This window comes from Pseudomonas putida (assembly GCF_001636055.1).
GTDB classification, from domain to species: domain Bacteria; phylum Pseudomonadota; class Gammaproteobacteria; order Pseudomonadales; family Pseudomonadaceae; genus Aquipseudomonas; species Aquipseudomonas machongensis.
Window position 1 is genome coordinate 696,424 of sequence record NZ_CP011789.1, and the last position, 14,395, is coordinate 710,818.

The following is a 14,395-nucleotide window of genomic DNA, read 5'->3' on the forward strand; positions in this document are numbered from 1 at the left end:
CCAGGCAGCGCTCAATCATCGCGCAACGCCTGTACCGGTTGCAGGCGGGCGGCAGACAGCGCCGGGCTCAAGCCGAAGAACAGCCCGGTGAGGACTGCGCCTCCGATGCCAAGTGGCAACGACAGGGGGGCGAGGCTGAAGTCGGCCCAGCCAGACAGCAAAGTAAACAGCCACCCCGCGCCCACGCCCAGCACTGCACCGCAAGCTGCGCCGGTCACGGCCAGTACCACCGCTTCGAGGAGAAACAGCCAGGCGATATCTTGCGGGCGGGCGCCTAGTGCCATGCGCACGCCGATCTCGCGGCGGCGTTCGGAGACGTTCATCAGCATCACGTTCATCACCCCGACACCGCCCACCAGCAGGGCAATGCCGCCCAGCCCTGCCAGCAGCCAGGAGAACAGCCGCGACTGCTGGGCGATACCGGCGAGCAACTGCTGGGGAGCCTGGACATCGATCGTGCGACCGGGCAGTGCGGTCTGCAACCGCGCCTGCAGGCGAGGGGCGACGGCAAGTGGGTCGGCACCGTCGGCAGTGCGCGCCAGAACGGTACCCACCTGAGGTGCGCTGACCAGCCGTCGCATACCTTCGAGCGGGATCAGCAAGCTGTCGTCGATCGACAGCGGCAGCAGTGGGTTTTGTCCGATGCCGTGCAATACGCCGATCACCTGGAACACGTAGCCTGCGATCTGTAGCTGTGCGCCAGGCATGACCGGCATGCCCTGTGCGGCCAGATCGGCGGCAAGGCGCTCGCCCAGTACCGCATGGGTGCTGCGGCTGTCGTAAGGGCTGATGAAACGCCCCTCTATCAATCTCAGGTCGAGTACTTCGGCCAGTTGCGGATCTACCCCGGCTAGCAGCGCGTCGTGTGTTCGTCCGTGCAGACTCACGCGTACCGACGACAGGCTCAGCGGACTGATTGCACGCAGTCCCGGCTCGGCTTCGCGCACGGCTTGGGCGTCGAAGGGCTGCGTTGCCTGTGCCGACAAGTGGGCGCCTGCAGGCCATTGCACGTCGGCGACCAGCAGGTCACTGCCCATGCCCTTGAACACCGCCATCGCCTGGCGCTGGGCGTTGTGCCCAATGTTCAGCAGCGCAACCACGGCTGCGCAGCCGACTGCGATACCGAGCAACGCCAGAATGGCCCGGCGTCCCAGGCGCTGGAGGCTATCGAATGGTTCAGAAAGGCGCTGAGCGAGGGATGGGCCGTAGGCTCGCGTGCTAACCATGCACGACCTCGCGTATGCAGCCCTCGACAACCTGCAGGCAGCGTTGCAGACGACGGGCAATCCCCAGGTCATGGGTGACGATGACCAGGGTGACGCCCTGCTCACGGTTGAGAGCCAGCAGCAGTTCGATGATGTCTTGTGCAGTCTGGCCATCGAGGTTGCCGGTGGGCTCGTCGGCGAGCAGCAGTTGGGGCTCACCGACGAGGGCGCGGGCAATGGCCACTCGCTGGCGTTGGCCCCCGGAGAGCTCTGCCGGGCGGTGGTGCAGCCGTTCGCCGAGGCCTACCCGCCGCAACTGCTGGCGCGCCGCCTCCCGTGCCGAGTTGCGTGGCTCGCCACGGTAAAGCAGCGGCAAGGCGACATTGTCGAGGGCATCCAGACGCGGCAGCAGGTTGAAGCCCTGAAAAACGAAGCCGATGTGCTGGTTGCGCATCACTGCGCGGGCGCCATCGGTTGCCAGGGTCATGTCGCGGCCTGCCAGGTGGAGGTGTCCTTGGGTGGGCTGGTCGAGCAGACCGATCAGGCTGAGCAAGGTGCTCTTGCCCGAGCCCGAGGCGCCAACGATGGCGCAACTTTGGCCGGCCTCGACCGACAACGAGACATCACGCAGCACGGGCCGCGCGGCGCTATGGGAGCTGTACGCATGCGTCACGCCTTGCAGGCGAATCAGCGTCTGGTTGGGTGACTCAGGCATCCATTGCCCACGATCCTTGGGAATCTGTCCAGGTATCCCACTCAACACGATGGGCACCTGGTTGAATAAATTCAGGTGTCTTGCGTTACTGTCTTGTCGGTGTATTCAAGGCGTTTTGCCAAGACCAGATCGAGCAGCGATTGCAGTTGATCCTTGCTGTGCGATTGTTCTTTTTCGGCGTACTGGATGAGTTTGTTCAAATCGTGTTCGTAGTTGTCGGGAAGCTGGGCTTCCATGATCGGCGGCAGGCCCTTGTAATAATCCAGGATGCCTTGAAGGGTTTTAGGTGACATGTGCCCGTCGCGGTTGTACTCGTCCATCAACTTCTGCGAAACCGCCCTGGACCAAGCCTCTTCTTGTGCACCGGTCTCCACCAGCGCTGCGCGCCGTTCGTTGACTGTAAATGCACCGCTGTCGTCATGCACGATCAGAGAAAGTTGTTCCATGGACATGCCCGCGAACGGGTTGGAACCTTTGTTGTTCAGGAAGGCGGTTGCCTGACGTGCTTGCTCGAGGCGCTGTGGGTCGTCCGAAGCGGGCGTTTCGGCATCGCGTTCGACCTTGGACTGCTCGAACGCCGGGCTGTGAATAGCGCGGGTTACCTGCTCGGCGATGGCTTTCAGGCCGCTACGGTCAGTGCTGGCGTCGCGCTTTGCCGCCCGTGCTGCTGCGTCGCTGAGCAACTGCGCCAGTGGCGAGATGCTGGCGTTATCCGAGCTGCCCGTTTTCTGGGGCGACGCGACCGAGGCCGTGGCGTCAGGCTTTTCATCTGGCTTGCCAGTGCCTTGAGTTGCGTTGAGGGTTTTTACCTGTGACGCCGGCAGGCTGTTGACACCATCCATGATCGTCTCCGTATCTCTCTGGGCAGCGGGGATGCTGCGTCTACTTTGGACCCGTTCTGCCCCGGATCGCTCCGGGGCAGAACGTTCAGCGACTTACTTGATCGTGAATTCGACGTTCCACGAATAGTTCGACAGGCTGGTCGAGGTGATGGTTGCGGTGCAGCGAGCGCCGCCGCTGGCATCGGCATCCTTGGTCCATTTCGGGATCTTGGTGATGGTGCCACCCAGCCCGCCCGGGGCAATCGTGTTGACGAACGAGGTACGGAACACGCAGGACTTGCCGCCGATGGCGTAGCGCACGAAGGCGGTGGTGATGTCTGGGCTCAGGGGGCCGGTCACGACGAAGGTGAAGGCCTGGTTCGGCAGGATCGAATCCTTGGGCTTGGGCGTTGCGCTGGCGTTGGTCAGGGCTTCGTTGTTGCCGATCATCGAGTACTTGGCTTCGGCAGTGCCCAGATTCTTGACGGTGATCTGCACGGGAGGGCCTGCATGCGCTGCACCGGCAGCGAACAGGGAGGTAACGGCCAGGGCCGCGAAGATCCGTTTCTTGAATTGCATAGCGTATTTTCCATGTGTTGACATTTTCGTATGTCGCACGACGGACAACAGTCCGCCTTGCCCGGTCTGCAGCGTTACGGCAGCTGCATGTCCTTTCCGGTCACTTTGCATCGGTGCCTTCCATGGGTTAGCTCGACTTACGCAAAGTCCAGCTAAATAAATCCTTCCAGTTGAGGCAGTTAACGGCACAGGGAGGGAATACTTTAGTGACGGATTCTTGCGCGGCCTGAGACTTCAGCTCATTGAAGCGTGCTCGTGCAGCATTTGCCTGGGCCTCGATGCCGAGGCGGTATCGAGGATTGCTCGTGAGGTTTCAGACGCCAGCGTTGCGGCTGACTTCAAGATCATTCAACAACGCCTTGGCCAGGGCGCTGAGGTAGTGCAGGGCGGTGATTGCCGCAGGGTTTGCCTCCCCTGTGAACTGATCGCTCAGATCACGTGTACAGCCCACCAGCACTGAGATTTCTTCGATGGCGCGCTCATAGGGGATACCGGGCTGTACGCGAAACATCTCGAGAAAGGTGGCAACACCTGCGGTGGTGCGACCGGATTGGTTACCGCTCATGTTCATCACTCCTTGACGGGCTCAGGGTCACATCCGGTTCAGCGCATGTTCGATCAGCGCGCGAGCCGTTTCGGCGGAGTGCGCGGCGTTCGACAGCATGTGCAGGCCGGGTACACCGGCATAGGTGCGGCAGTGTTCGTCGATGGTTTCGGCAACACCGCGCAACAGCTCGCTGGCGTGGGCCAGGGCGTCGGGAGGGGTCATGTCGGTGTGGATGGAGAAGTAGGGGTTGTTGATGAGCTTGAGGCGGGGTGGGTCGGGGACGAGTTTCTTCATGGTTCAACTCCTGGACGACATCTGGAGCTGCCATCAGAACCCTTCTCACGGATTAGGGTGGCAGCCGTGCACGAGGTGAGAAGTCCGTGGTCCAGGGACACGGCCAGGTCGAAACCTGCTCGCGCACGGCTACCATGACGGGAAGCCATTCCTGAAACACTTGGGCTTCTCACACCCAGTCGCCAATGTGGGCGACCCAGCGAAGTTATCCCTGAGGTATTTCCCCGACAATTAAGAGGCTTCCGCAAAGCGCGTAGGATACTTCCCAAGGTTTACGGATCGAAGGCTCCTGCTAGAGGTTTCAGAACTTTCGTACGTTGGCGGCCGCTGCGCGCCCGATCGCGGGACGAGCCCGCTCCCACAGGGGGGGCACAGGCACCGGAGTCGGTGCAGCACTTGTGGGAGCGGGCTTGCCCGCGAAGCAGACACCGTGGTGGTTGGCACCGGCAGTGCCGGCGTTCGCGGCGCCCCACAAGCCTGTTGCGGCGCATCATCCAGACAACCGCGCCTCGACCCCAAACAACACTACCAACACCCCACTCAACACCAAGGTCACGATCACAAACAGCACATTGCGCCGCGCCGCCCGGGCCTGGGCGGGTGGCAGGTCGTGGGTGAGCGAGAAACGGGCTCTCTCATCAGGCTTTTCAGGCGTCATGGCAATGCTCCTCTCGCTCGGGTTGTCGTGGTTGCCTGCCGCAGATCACCTGCACACCCGCGCCGCGGGCCCTGGCCAGCAGCTCCTCGGTGTCGTCGCCCCCGGGCAGGGCGAGCAACAGCTCGGGGCGGCTGTCGGTGAACATGAACAGGTTGCGCAGGCGTTCGGCCTGCTTGCCGTGCAGCTGCCAGTTGGGCGGGTAGCGCACCAGGTCGGCGCCGTGCTCGCGTGCCCAGCTTTCGATCTCGCCACCAAGGAACTGGCTGCCGCCGTGGATCAACACCCGGATCGGCCGCTGGCGCTGGACATCGTCCAGGGCCTGGCGGCAGCGCCGGGTGTCGGCGTAGTTGCGTCCCGCACAGATCAGTACGCGCATGGTCTGCTCTCCCTGCAGGCTCAGAACCACTGTCCGAAGCGGCGGATGTAGAGGGTCTTCATGGTCTGTGCGACCACGCAGTAGCCCAGCAGGGTGGCGACCAGCCAAGGGAAGTATTCCCACGGCAGCGGCACCAGACCGACCATAGCGCCCACCGGCGAGAACGGGATGTAGATGCCCAGCGCCATCACCAGGCCCGTGGCCAGGATCACCGGCAGCGCTGCAGTGCTCTGGAAGAACGGCACCTTGCGCGTACGCAGCATGTGCACCACCAGGGTTTGCGACAGCAGGCCTTCGATGAACCAGCCAGACTGGAACAGCGCCTGCATCTCGACACTGTTGGCGGCGAACACGTACCACATCAGGGCAAAGGTGGTGATGTCGAAGATCGAGGAGGTCGGGCCGATCCACAGCATGAAGCGGCCGATGTTGCGGGCATCCCACTTGCGCGGTTCGCTGAGGAATTCCTTGTCCATGCGGTCCCACGGCAGCGACAGCTGGGAGAAGTCGTACATCAGGTTCTGCAGCAGCAGGTGGATCGCCAGCATCGGCAGGAAGGGAATGAACGCACTGGCCACCAGCACCGAGAACACGTTGCCGAAGTTGGAGCTGGCGGTCATGCACAGGTACTTCATGATGTTGCCGAAGGTTTCGCGACCTTTGAGCACGCCCTCTTCGAGCACCATCAGGCTTTTTTCCAGCAGGATGATGTCTGCCGATTCCTTGGCGATATCGGTGCCGCTGTCTACCGAGATACCGACGTCGGCGTCGCGTAGGGCGGCAGCGTCGTTGATGCCGTCGCCAAGGAAGCCCACGGTGTGACCGTTGGCCTGCAGCGCCTTGAGCACGCGGGACTTCTGCAGCGGGGTGAGCTTGGCGAAAACGGTGCGTTCCTCGACCTGAATCTTCAGGGTGGTGTCGTCCATGCGCTCGATGTCCTGGCCGAGCAGCGGCAGGCCGGGCTCCAGGCCGACTTCACGGCACACCTTGCAGGTGACCACCGGGTTGTCGCCGGTCAGCACCTTGACCCGCACGCCCATCTCACGCAGGGCGGCAATGGCTGGGCCGGCGGTTTCCTTGGGCGGGTCGAGGAAGGTCAGGAAGCCCTGGATCACCAGGTCGCGCTCGTCGTCGGTGTGATACTGCGCCTTGCCTTCGCTTGCCGGAATGTCGCGGGTGGCGACCACCAGCACGCGGAAGCCGTCGCGGTTGAAGGCATCGGCGCTGGCCAGCAGGCGCTGGCGCCGACGCTCATCGAGGGCCACGACGCTGTCGCCTTCCTGCACATGGGTGGCGATGGCGAGCATTTCCTCCACGGCGCCCTTGCTCACCATCAGGTGATCGCCCAGGGCGTTCTTCACCACCACCGACAGGCGACGGCGAATGAAGTCGAACGGCAACTCGTCGACCTTGGCGTAGGCGTAGGGCGCCTGGAATTCACGCTCCTGACCTGCGAAGTGGAGCACGGCCTGGTCCATCAGGTTGCGCACGCCGCTCTGGTGGTGGCTGTTGAGCCAGGCCAGTTCCAGCACGCGTCTGTCGCGCTCACCGTCGATGCGCACATGGTGCTCGAGGATGATCCGGTCCTGGGTGAGGGTGCCGGTCTTGTCGGTGCACAGCACATCCATCGAACCGAGGTTCTGGATGGCGTTCAGGCGCTTGACCACCACTTTGCGCCGGGCCATGGCCACGGCGCCCTTGGCCAGGTTGGCGCTGACGATCATCGGCAGCATTTCCGGGGTCAGGCCCACGGCCACGGCGAGGGCGAAGAGGAAGGCATCGCCCCAGTCGCCCTTGACCAGGCCGTTGATCATGAACACCACCGGTACCATCACCAGCATGAAGCGGATCAGCAGGCTGCTGACGCTGTTCACGCCGCGGTCGAAGGCGGTCTGGCTGCGCGAGCCGGCGATGGCTTTGGCCAGGGAGCCGAAGTAGGTGCGCCGGCCGGTGGCGACCACCACGGCGCGGGCGCGGCCGCTGACCACGTTGGTGCCCATGAAGCAGATGTTCGGCAACTCGAGCAGGTTGTCCTGGTTGCCGCTGTCATCGGTGGCGGACTTCTGCGCGACATTGCCCAGGGTGTCGTACTTCTCGACCGGCAGTGCCTCGCCGGTGAGCACCGCCTGGCTGATGAACAGGTCGCGTGATTCGAGCAGGCGGATGTCGGCGGGAATCATGTCGCCCGCCGAAAGCTGCACGATGTCGCCGGCCACCAGTTCGTCCATGGGCACTTCGCGCAGGCGCGGCGGCTGGCCGAACTGTTCGCGGCGCAGCACGGTGGCGGTGGTGCGCACCATCGCCTTGAGGGCGTCGGCGGCCTTGTTCGAGCGGTACTCCTGCCAGAAGCGCAGCAGGCTGCTGAGGCTGACCATGGTCATGATGATGATGACCTTGGTCAGGTCGGCGTCGTCCGCTTCACCTGCGCTGATCGGCATCCAGTAGTCGGTGACGAAACTGATCACGGCCAGGGTCAGCAGGACGTAGATGAAGGGGTTGTGCAGGGCCTTGAGCAGTTGCACCAGGGCGTGTGGTTGCTGGTCGTGGGCGACCTGGTTGGCGCCGTCGCGCTGCAGGCGCTTGGCGGCTTCGTGTTCGGTCAGGCCATGCTCGCTGGCATCGAGGTTGGCGAGGGTGACGGACAGGCCATTGCGCGCTTCACGGGCGGCGCGGGTGGACAGGCGGGTTTCGCGTTCGGCCTTGGCCGGTGCGGTGTTGCGGTGTTTGACGGTCATGTTGCTGTGCTCCTGCCGCTGCGGCGGCACGACACACAGACGTTTCACTCAGGGGGTGAACGAAGGCATGTCGGGTCGCAGAAAAAAGCTTGGTTTTTCCGACAGTTGTCTGTCCGCTGCCGAGAGTCGGAAGTTGTTTCGGCAGCGAACTTTCTACTCGCGCAGTCCATGTTTGTATTCCTCGTTGATAAATAATGGGCAATAACGGTCCGGCGAACTTTCAATGTTGAAAGTTCGATAAAAAGTTACTGTTCAATATCAGTCGTTCAGTGGAGCGTGTGGGGTCTCAGGCGAGCGCAAACGCGTGCCAGCGGCCCCCGTCTACCTGGAGGGTCCTGGCTGTCTTCATGGTGCCAGTGCAGGCGCAACTGGAGTTTTCCGTGGCAGGGGTGTGCCTGCCATACGGCACGCAACTGCGGGCCGCGCACGGCGGCCGAGGGCTGGGCTGGAGCGCACGGGCCACGGGGCGGCCAGGCGCTGGCCTGCAAACGCGCCAGGCAGGCGTGCAGGCGATGTGAAACGAATGACGTGAGGTTCATGAGCTTGCCTCCAACCGGCGGACACCGGCTGTGGCAAGTCACGGCGGAGCATCAGGCTCTGGCGCGGCTTGCCCGACCAGGGTGTCGGGACCGGTGTTCCGGTTCAAGTGCCTGACCGGGCCGTACGGCGGTGGTCAGGCAGCGACTAGATACTGTGTCCATTGAATTCTTCAGTGAATGGAAAAAAGGCCCCTTTTCTCAGGGCGAGCGAACTTTATTCAAGGGTAGTATCGAAGTCAACCGGGGAGGTGAACTTTAAATAAGTTTCATCTTGTTTGAATGCTCCCTGGTGTTTGTAGGAAGCGTTTGAAGTTTGCGGCCGACCTCTGCGCGGAGGCAGGCCGTATATCCCTCAGGGGGGCTAGTCCTGGGCCGGTGGCGCCAGGCGCGCTTCCAGCTCGGCCACTTGCTTCTCCAGGGCTTCGAGGCGCGCGCGGGTGCGCGCCAGGACCACCATCTGGCTGTCGAATTCTTCCCGGCTGACCAGGTCCAGCTTGCTGAACGCGCTCTGCATCAGGATCTTGAACTGGCTTTCGAGTTCGGCGCGCGGCTGCGCGGTGTCGCCGCTGAACAGGCGCGAGGCTTGGTCGCTCAGGGCGTCGAGAAGGGCTTTGGGCGCGAGCATGGGTCAGGCTGTTCCGTGGCGTGTGAAAGGTGGGCAGTGTAGCACGGCGCATTTCGACGGTCGGGCGCACACTTTTTGAGCAGCTGCTGGTGGCTCGATGCACCAGAATCGAGCAGCTTTCAGCGTACTGGCCATGGGCTAATCCCGAGCATTGTGCGCAACTACTTGTTTTCTGGCCCTTTGCCGGATCTGGCAAGGTTTCTGCAAAGGCCTCTGTGCGCCATGCACTGATGCAGTCCCTTGTGATCGGGCAGTGTGCAGGCGGAGCCGCAAGGCTCCCTCTCCACCCGCCGAAACGTGTGTCGGTGGGGGAATGGAGCCGACGACGCGTTACAAAGCCAGGCGCTGCGCTTAGACTTGAGACGGGTTTGTTTTCCTGGGGCAAGTCCACCAAATCGGGAGAAGAGTTTCATGAAGCTAGTCACTGCCATCATCAAGCCGTTCAAGCTGGACGACGTGCGCGAGTCGCTGTCGGAAATCGGCGTGCAAGGCATCACCGTGACCGAAGTCAAGGGCTTCGGCCGGCAGAAAGGCCACACCGAGCTGTACCGTGGCGCCGAATACGTGGTCGATTTCCTGCCCAAGGTCAAGATCGATGTCGCCATCGATGACAAGGACCTGGACCGGGTGATCGAAGCCATCACCAAGGCGGCCAACACCGGCAAGATCGGCGACGGCAAGATCTTCGTGGTGAATCTGGAGCAGGCGATCCGCATCCGTACCGGCGAAACCGATACCGACGCGATCTAAGCGACACAACAAGCCTCACCAAACCCAAACGCCCCAGGAGAAAACAAATGACTCTGCGCAAGATCGCAGGGCTAGGAGCCCTATTGTCCCTCGTAATGCCTGGCCTGGCCCTGGCAGAGGAAGCAGCCGCCCCGGTACTGAACTCCGGCGACACCGCCTGGATGCTCACGGCCACGGCGCTGGTACTGTTCATGACCATCCCGGGCCTGGCCCTGTTCTACGGTGGCATGGTGCGCTCCAAGAACCTGCTGTCGGTGATGATGCAGTGCTTCGCCATCACCGGTCTGATCAGCATCCTGTGGGTCATCTACGGCTACAGCATCGCCTTCGATACCACCGGTATGGAAAAGGGCGTGCTCAACTTCAACTCGTTCATCGGCGGCTTCTCCAAAGCCTTCCTCGCTGGTGTGACGCCGTCTGGCCTGACCTCGGCCACCGCGCTGTTCCCTGAGGCGGTGTTCATCACCTTCCAGATGACCTTCGCCATCATCACCCCGGCACTGATCGTCGGTGCCTTTGCCGAACGCATGAAGTTCTCCGCCATGCTGGTGTTCATGGGCGTTTGGTTCACCCTGGTCTATGCGCCGATCGCGCACATGGTCTGGAGCGGTGACGGCGCACTGATGTGGGACTGGGGCGTACTGGACTTCGCGGGCGGCACCGTGGTGCACATCAACGCCGGTATCGCAGGCCTGGTGGCGTGCCTGGTACTGGGCAAGCGCAAAGGCTACCCGACCACGCCGATGGCTCCGCACAACCTCGGCTACACCCTGGTCGGCGCTGCCATGCTGTGGATCGGCTGGTTCGGCTTCAACGCAGGTTCCGCTGCAGCGGCCAACGGCACTGCCGGCATGGCCATGCTGGTGACCCAGATCGCCACCGCCGCCGCCGCGCTGGGCTGGATGTTCGCCGAGTGGATCGGCCACGGCAAACCTAGTGCCCTGGGCATCGCTTCGGGTGTGGTCGCCGGCCTGGTCGCCATCACTCCGGCTGCCGGCACCGTCGGCCCGATGGGCGCCCTGGTAATCGGCCTGGCGTCGGGTGTTATCTGCTACTTCTGCGCCACCAGCCTCAAGCGCAAGCTGGGTTACGACGACTCGCTGGATGCCTTCGGTGTGCATGGTATCGGCGGTATCGTCGGCGCGATTCTCACCGGTGTGTTCGCAGCACCGGCCCTGGGCGGCTTCGGCGCGGTCACCGATATCGGTGCGCAGGTCTGGGTCCAGGCCAAGGGCGTGATCTTCACCGTGGCCTACACCGCCATCGTCACCTACGTGATCCTCAAGGTGCTGGACGTGGTAATGGGCCTGCGGGTCAACGAAGAAGAAGAGTCGGTCGGCCTCGACCTGGCTCAGCACAACGAGCGCGGCTACAACCTGTAACCGCCCTGCAGTAAAAAACTTGCCCGGCTTGTCCGGGCATTTTTTTGCCTGATTTTTACCGTTTCGCCGGTAGGCAAACGGTTTATCCGGCACGTTCGTGACGCAGGCAGAAAACTTACAGAAAAGCGGGTACTGATGGAGCTTTGTTTTTTCTCCCGGCGCGCTAGAATGCGCGCCCGAAGGGTGTTTGCAGTGCCTTCCACACACTTCGCCACGCTTTGCTAGGCTTGCCAATAGCGCAAGGCCAGCAGCGGTGGCTCAAGGATTTCGTCAGATCCCGCCAGGAGCTGGGATCTGCTGGGTGAAACGCCCTCACCAGGGGCCGTACATCCAAGGCAGTGGCCAACCCACGGCCAGTTGAATTTTCACTGGTGGCTGCCGGTCTACGGCATCACTGGTCTATAACTAACCTGCTTTTCGCAAGTCATGAGGTAGAACATGAGCGACGACGATCTGGAAAATGATGACCTCGAAGTAGGCGACGAAGACGAGGGTGATGAGGCCCTTGAAGCGGCATCCGACGACGGCGCGGAAGACGCCGGCGACGACGACAGCAGCCCTGCACCTGCCGCCAAAGGCAAGTCCAAGGCGGCAGTCTCGGTAGACGAGATGCCGAGCATGGAAGCCAAGCAGAAGGAACGCGACGCGCTGGCGCGCGCCATGGAAGAGTTCCTGGCACGCGGTGGCAAGGTCCAGGAAGTCGAGGCCAACGTGGTCGCCGATCCGCCCAAGAAGCCGGACAACAAGTACGGCAGCCGCCCTATCTGAGTGGCTGGATACAAAAAAGCCCGCGGTCGCTGCGGGCTTTTTTGTGGTTGGAATTTGGGTGTTCGTGCGGGCTTAGCCCGCGATAGGGCCGTCAGCGCCAGCGTGCCAGCACCTCGGGCAACTGCGACAGGCGCTGGATCTCGGCATCGGGCGCCTGCTCGCCGGCCCAGGCCTTGCCCTGGGGGTTGAACCAGACTGCGCGTAAGCCGGCGCGTTGGGCCCCGGCGATGTCGTCCCCCGGATGATCGCCGACATGCACTGCGGCACTGGCCTCCACTTCACCGCGCTTGAGGGCTTCGCGGAAGGGCGCAGGGTCGGGCTTGCCGATCCCCAGGTCCTCGGCGCACAGGGCGAAGCGGAAGTAGTCCGAAATCCCCAGCCGCCGCACATCGGCATTGCCGTTGGTCACGACGCCCAGCACATAGTGATGGCGCAGGATCTGCAGCACCGGCTGCACTTCGGGAAACACCTCGACCTGATGCCGGGCATGCAGGAACACCTCGAAGGCCTCATTGGCGAGCGACTGGGCTTGTTGCTCGCTGTAGCCGACCTCGGACAGTGCGTGGAACAGCACGCGCCGGCGCAGGGCGCTGATGCGGTGCTTGAGGCCCGGTTCGGCCTGCACCAGGCGTTCGCGGATGGCATACAGGTGCTCGACCGGCACACCGCCCAGGGTTGGGGCATTGGCGGCAAGCCAGTCGCGCAGGACGGTTTCGGCACTGGTGATCACCGGTGCGGTGTCCCACAGGGTGTCGTCCAGGTCGAAGGTGATCAGCTTGATACTCATGAGTCGCTGCCTTTGCTGCGTTTGGCTCGGGGATGGGCGCTGTCGTAGACGGCGGCCAGGTGCTGGAAGTCCAGGTGGGTGTAGATCTGCGTGGTGCTGATGTCGGCGTGACCGAGCATCTCCTGTACCGCGCGCAGGTCCTGGGACGATTCGAGCAGGTGGCTGGCGAAGGAGTGGCGGAGCATGTGGGGGTGCAGGTGCTGGCCCAGTTCGCGTTCTCCGGCGACCTTGACCCGCAACTGGATGGCCCGTGGTCCCAGGCGCTTGCCTTGGCGGGTGACGAACATCGCACCGTCGCGTGGCGCGCTGATCCCGCGCAGTTTCAGCCACGCCTGCAGCGCCTCGCGCGCCTTGCGCCCGACCGGCAGGACGCGGGCCTTGCCACCCTTGCCCTGCACCTGGACCAGGCCGCCGGCCAGGTCCAGTTGTTCGAGGTCGAGGTTGGTCAGTTCCGACAGGCGCAGGCCCGAGGAGTAGAACAGTTCGAGAATGGCCTGGTCGCGACGGGCGATGAAGTCGTCGTCGACGCCGCCGTCGAGCAGTTGCAGGGCGCGGTCGGTGTCGAGGGTCTTGGGCAGGCGACGCTCACCCTTGGGCGGGGTCAGGCCGTTGGCCGGATCGTGCTGGCACAGCCCCTCACGGTTGAGGTAGCGATACAGGCCGCGCACCGCCGAGAGCAGGCGCGCCAGGCTGCGCGATGACTGGCCGTGGTGGTGCAGGCGTGCGATCAACTGGCGCAGTTGCTGGATCTGCAGGGCCTGCCAGCTGGCGATGCCCTGGGTGTTGCAGAATTCGACCACTTTCTCCAGGTCGCGGCGGTAGGCCAGCTGGGTGTGCTCGGACACTTGGCGCTCGTTGCGCAGGTGCGCGCAATAAGCTTCCAGCTGGCGTTCCATCAGCGTACCGAGCGCAGCGTCTGGGTGAAGCGCGGAACCACGCGACCGAGGACTTCGGCGATGTAGGTGAGGAACAGGGTGCCGACGCTGCTCTTGTAGTGCTGCGGGTCGCGGCTGCCAATGGCCAGCACGCCGTGCAGGCCCTGATGCTCCAGCGAGGCGACGGCACTGGAGCCGACGTCCTTGCGCTGGTCTTCGCCGAACAGGAATGCCAGCTCATGCTCGCGCAGGTTGCCGCTGACCGTCTTGCCACTGCCCAGCAGGCCACCGATGGTTTGTTGCGCCTCGGCACCGCTGACCCAGCGGCCGACCGGCGCGGCGTTTTCACCGAACAGGATCAGGCTGACGAAGGGCACCTGGAACTCCTGGCGCAAGCTGTCTTCGACCGCCATCACCACTTCCTCCAGGCTGCTGGCGTCGAGCAGGTCGAGGATGAGGCGGCGGGTCTTGTCGAACAGTCGGTCGTTGTCGCGGGCCACATCCATCAATTGCGACAGGCGATGGCGCATTTCGATGTTGCGGTCACGCAGCAGCTTGAGCTGACGTTCCACCAGCGACACGCTGTCGCCGCGCTGGTGGGGGATGCGCTGCTCGATGAGCAGTTCGTCATGTTCGGAGAAGAAGGTTGGGTGGGCACGCAGGTAGGCGACCACCGCCTCGGCGTCGAGGTCGGCGGCTTGCTCGGGTACAACCTGTGGCTGATCGGTCATGGCGGATA

The 14,395-nt window shown here is 63.3% G+C and carries 17 protein-coding genes; 4 read left to right on the forward strand and 13 right to left on the reverse strand.

Translation table 11 applies throughout. The annotated features are described in order from the left end of the window. Positions 1-11: 11 nt before the first annotated feature. The 9 genes from AB688_RS03060 to mgtA form a co-directional block, all read right to left on the reverse strand. Entirely contained in the window at positions 12-1,226 is a 1,215-nt protein-coding gene (locus AB688_RS03060; RefSeq protein ID WP_063542097.1) for an ABC transporter permease, read from the reverse strand. After that, the gene (locus tag AB688_RS03065; RefSeq protein WP_063542102.1) at positions 1,219-1,920 is read right to left on the reverse strand and encodes an ABC transporter ATP-binding protein; all 702 of its coding nucleotides are present in this window, start codon (positions 1,918-1,920) and stop codon (positions 1,219-1,221) included. The genes AB688_RS03060 and AB688_RS03065 overlap by 8 nt, the downstream gene beginning before the upstream one ends. Before the next feature lie 71 nt (positions 1,921-1,991). Then, positions 1,992-2,762, reverse strand: a complete 771-nt coding sequence (locus AB688_RS03070) for a hypothetical protein (protein WP_063542106.1) — start codon at positions 2,760-2,762, stop codon at positions 1,992-1,994. Positions 2,763-2,855: 93 nt separating this feature from the next. After that, positions 2,856-3,320, reverse strand: coding sequence for a hypothetical protein (locus AB688_RS03075; RefSeq protein ID WP_054893667.1), 465 nt, complete (start codon positions 3,318-3,320; stop codon positions 2,856-2,858). 313 nt (positions 3,321-3,633) lie between these two features. Further along, entirely contained in the window at positions 3,634-3,885 is a 252-nt protein-coding gene (locus AB688_RS03080; protein ID WP_063542107.1) for a DUF3077 domain-containing protein, read from the reverse strand. Between the two features lie 27 nt (positions 3,886-3,912). Next, positions 3,913-4,161, reverse strand: a complete 249-nt coding sequence (locus tag AB688_RS03085; RefSeq protein ID WP_054893665.1) for a hypothetical protein — start codon at positions 4,159-4,161, stop codon at positions 3,913-3,915. 490 nt (positions 4,162-4,651) lie between these two features. Then, the gene (locus tag AB688_RS26700; RefSeq protein ID WP_153772505.1) at positions 4,652-4,819 is read right to left on the reverse strand and encodes a hypothetical protein; all 168 of its coding nucleotides are present in this window, start codon (positions 4,817-4,819) and stop codon (positions 4,652-4,654) included. Beyond that, positions 4,809-5,195 carry a DUF2493 domain-containing protein gene (locus tag AB688_RS03090; RefSeq protein ID WP_063542109.1) on the reverse strand — a complete coding sequence of 129 codons (387 nt, stop codon included), beginning with the start codon at positions 5,193-5,195 and terminating at the stop codon, positions 4,809-4,811. The genes AB688_RS26700 and AB688_RS03090 overlap by 11 nt, the downstream gene beginning before the upstream one ends. Before the next feature lie 20 nt (positions 5,196-5,215). Further along, positions 5,216-7,930 carry a magnesium-translocating P-type ATPase gene (mgtA, locus tag AB688_RS03095; RefSeq protein WP_063542110.1) on the reverse strand — a complete coding sequence of 905 codons (2,715 nt, stop codon included), beginning with the start codon at positions 7,928-7,930 and terminating at the stop codon, positions 5,216-5,218. Between the two features lie 347 nt (positions 7,931-8,277). Between mgtA and AB688_RS26705 the strand changes: the two genes are divergently transcribed. Continuing rightward, complete coding sequence (locus AB688_RS26705; RefSeq protein WP_155738181.1) at positions 8,278-8,448, forward strand: hypothetical protein; 171 nt, start codon at positions 8,278-8,280, stop codon at positions 8,446-8,448. A 382-nt stretch (positions 8,449-8,830) separates the two neighbouring features. Here the strand turns inward: AB688_RS26705 and AB688_RS03100 are convergent, their stop codons facing one another. Next, entirely contained in the window at positions 8,831-9,094 is a 264-nt protein-coding gene (locus AB688_RS03100) for an accessory factor UbiK family protein (RefSeq protein WP_063542112.1), read from the reverse strand. 411 nt (positions 9,095-9,505) lie between these two features. On the opposite strand from AB688_RS03100, the gene glnK reads away from it, so the two are divergent. The 3 genes from glnK (at position 9,506) to sutA (ending at position 11,994) form a co-directional block, all read left to right on the forward strand. Further along, positions 9,506-9,844, forward strand: coding sequence for a P-II family nitrogen regulator (gene glnK, locus AB688_RS03105; RefSeq protein ID WP_002555808.1), 339 nt, complete (start codon positions 9,506-9,508; stop codon positions 9,842-9,844). A gap of 47 nt (positions 9,845-9,891) precedes the next feature. After that, entirely contained in the window at positions 9,892-11,226 is a 1,335-nt protein-coding gene (locus AB688_RS03110; protein ID WP_054891597.1) for an ammonium transporter, read from the forward strand. Positions 11,227-11,664: 438 nt separating this feature from the next. Beyond that, a complete protein-coding gene (gene sutA, locus AB688_RS03115) occupies positions 11,665-11,994 on the forward strand; it encodes a transcriptional regulator SutA (RefSeq protein WP_054891598.1) in 330 nt (109 codons plus the stop codon). Positions 11,995-12,085: 91 nt separating this feature from the next. On the opposite strand, the gene AB688_RS03120 is transcribed toward sutA, so the two are convergent. From AB688_RS03120 to AB688_RS03130, 3 genes are read right to left on the reverse strand one after another with little or no spacing between them, the layout of a single operon-like run. Beyond that, complete coding sequence (locus tag AB688_RS03120) at positions 12,086-12,781, reverse strand: HAD family hydrolase (protein WP_063542114.1); 696 nt, start codon at positions 12,779-12,781, stop codon at positions 12,086-12,088. Beyond that, positions 12,778-13,677 carry a tyrosine recombinase XerC gene (xerC, locus tag AB688_RS03125; protein ID WP_063542116.1) on the reverse strand — a complete coding sequence of 300 codons (900 nt, stop codon included), beginning with the start codon at positions 13,675-13,677 and terminating at the stop codon, positions 12,778-12,780. The genes AB688_RS03120 and xerC overlap by 4 nt, the downstream gene beginning before the upstream one ends. After that, positions 13,677-14,387 carry a DUF484 family protein gene (locus AB688_RS03130; protein WP_063542118.1) on the reverse strand — a complete coding sequence of 237 codons (711 nt, stop codon included), beginning with the start codon at positions 14,385-14,387 and terminating at the stop codon, positions 13,677-13,679. Before AB688_RS03130 ends, xerC begins: the two co-directional genes overlap by 1 nt. Positions 14,388-14,395: the final 8 nt, after the last annotated feature.

Bases quoted from the DNA above. Each gene is read 5' to 3' on its own strand.
- AB688_RS03130 (WP_063542118.1), bottom strand. From the start codon at position 14,387: ATGACCGATCAGCCACAGGTTGTACCCGAGCAAGCCGCCGACCTCGAC.
- AB688_RS03075 (WP_054893667.1), bottom strand. From the start codon at position 3,320: ATGCAATTCAAGAAACGGATCTTCGCGGCCCTGGCCGTTACCTCCCTG.
- AB688_RS03090 (WP_063542109.1), bottom strand. From the start codon at position 5,195: ATGCGCGTACTGATCTGTGCGGGACGCAACTACGCCGACACCCGGCGC.
- xerC (WP_063542116.1), bottom strand. From the start codon at position 13,677: ATGGAACGCCAGCTGGAAGCTTATTGCGCGCACCTGCGCAACGAGCGC.
- mgtA (WP_063542110.1), bottom strand. From the start codon at position 7,930: ATGACCGTCAAACACCGCAACACCGCACCGGCCAAGGCCGAACGCGAA.
- AB688_RS03100 (WP_063542112.1), bottom strand. From the start codon at position 9,094: ATGCTCGCGCCCAAAGCCCTTCTCGACGCCCTGAGCGACCAAGCCTCG.
- AB688_RS03060 (WP_063542097.1), bottom strand. From the start codon at position 1,226: ATGGTTAGCACGCGAGCCTACGGCCCATCCCTCGCTCAGCGCCTTTCT.
- AB688_RS03120 (WP_063542114.1), bottom strand. From the start codon at position 12,781: ATGAGTATCAAGCTGATCACCTTCGACCTGGACGACACCCTGTGGGAC.
- AB688_RS26700 (WP_153772505.1), bottom strand. From the start codon at position 4,819: ATGACGCCTGAAAAGCCTGATGAGAGAGCCCGTTTCTCGCTCACCCAC.
- AB688_RS03080 (WP_063542107.1), bottom strand. From the start codon at position 3,885: ATGAGCGGTAACCAATCCGGTCGCACCACCGCAGGTGTTGCCACCTTT.
- AB688_RS03065 (WP_063542102.1), bottom strand. From the start codon at position 1,920: ATGCCTGAGTCACCCAACCAGACGCTGATTCGCCTGCAAGGCGTGACG.
- sutA (WP_054891598.1), top strand. From the start codon at position 11,665: ATGAGCGACGACGATCTGGAAAATGATGACCTCGAAGTAGGCGACGAA.
- AB688_RS03085 (WP_054893665.1), bottom strand. From the start codon at position 4,161: ATGAAGAAACTCGTCCCCGACCCACCCCGCCTCAAGCTCATCAACAAC.
- AB688_RS26705 (WP_155738181.1), top strand. From the start codon at position 8,278: ATGGTGCCAGTGCAGGCGCAACTGGAGTTTTCCGTGGCAGGGGTGTGC.
- AB688_RS03110 (WP_054891597.1), top strand. From the start codon at position 9,892: ATGACTCTGCGCAAGATCGCAGGGCTAGGAGCCCTATTGTCCCTCGTA.
- AB688_RS03070 (WP_063542106.1), bottom strand. From the start codon at position 2,762: ATGGATGGTGTCAACAGCCTGCCGGCGTCACAGGTAAAAACCCTCAAC.
- glnK (WP_002555808.1), top strand. From the start codon at position 9,506: ATGAAGCTAGTCACTGCCATCATCAAGCCGTTCAAGCTGGACGACGTG.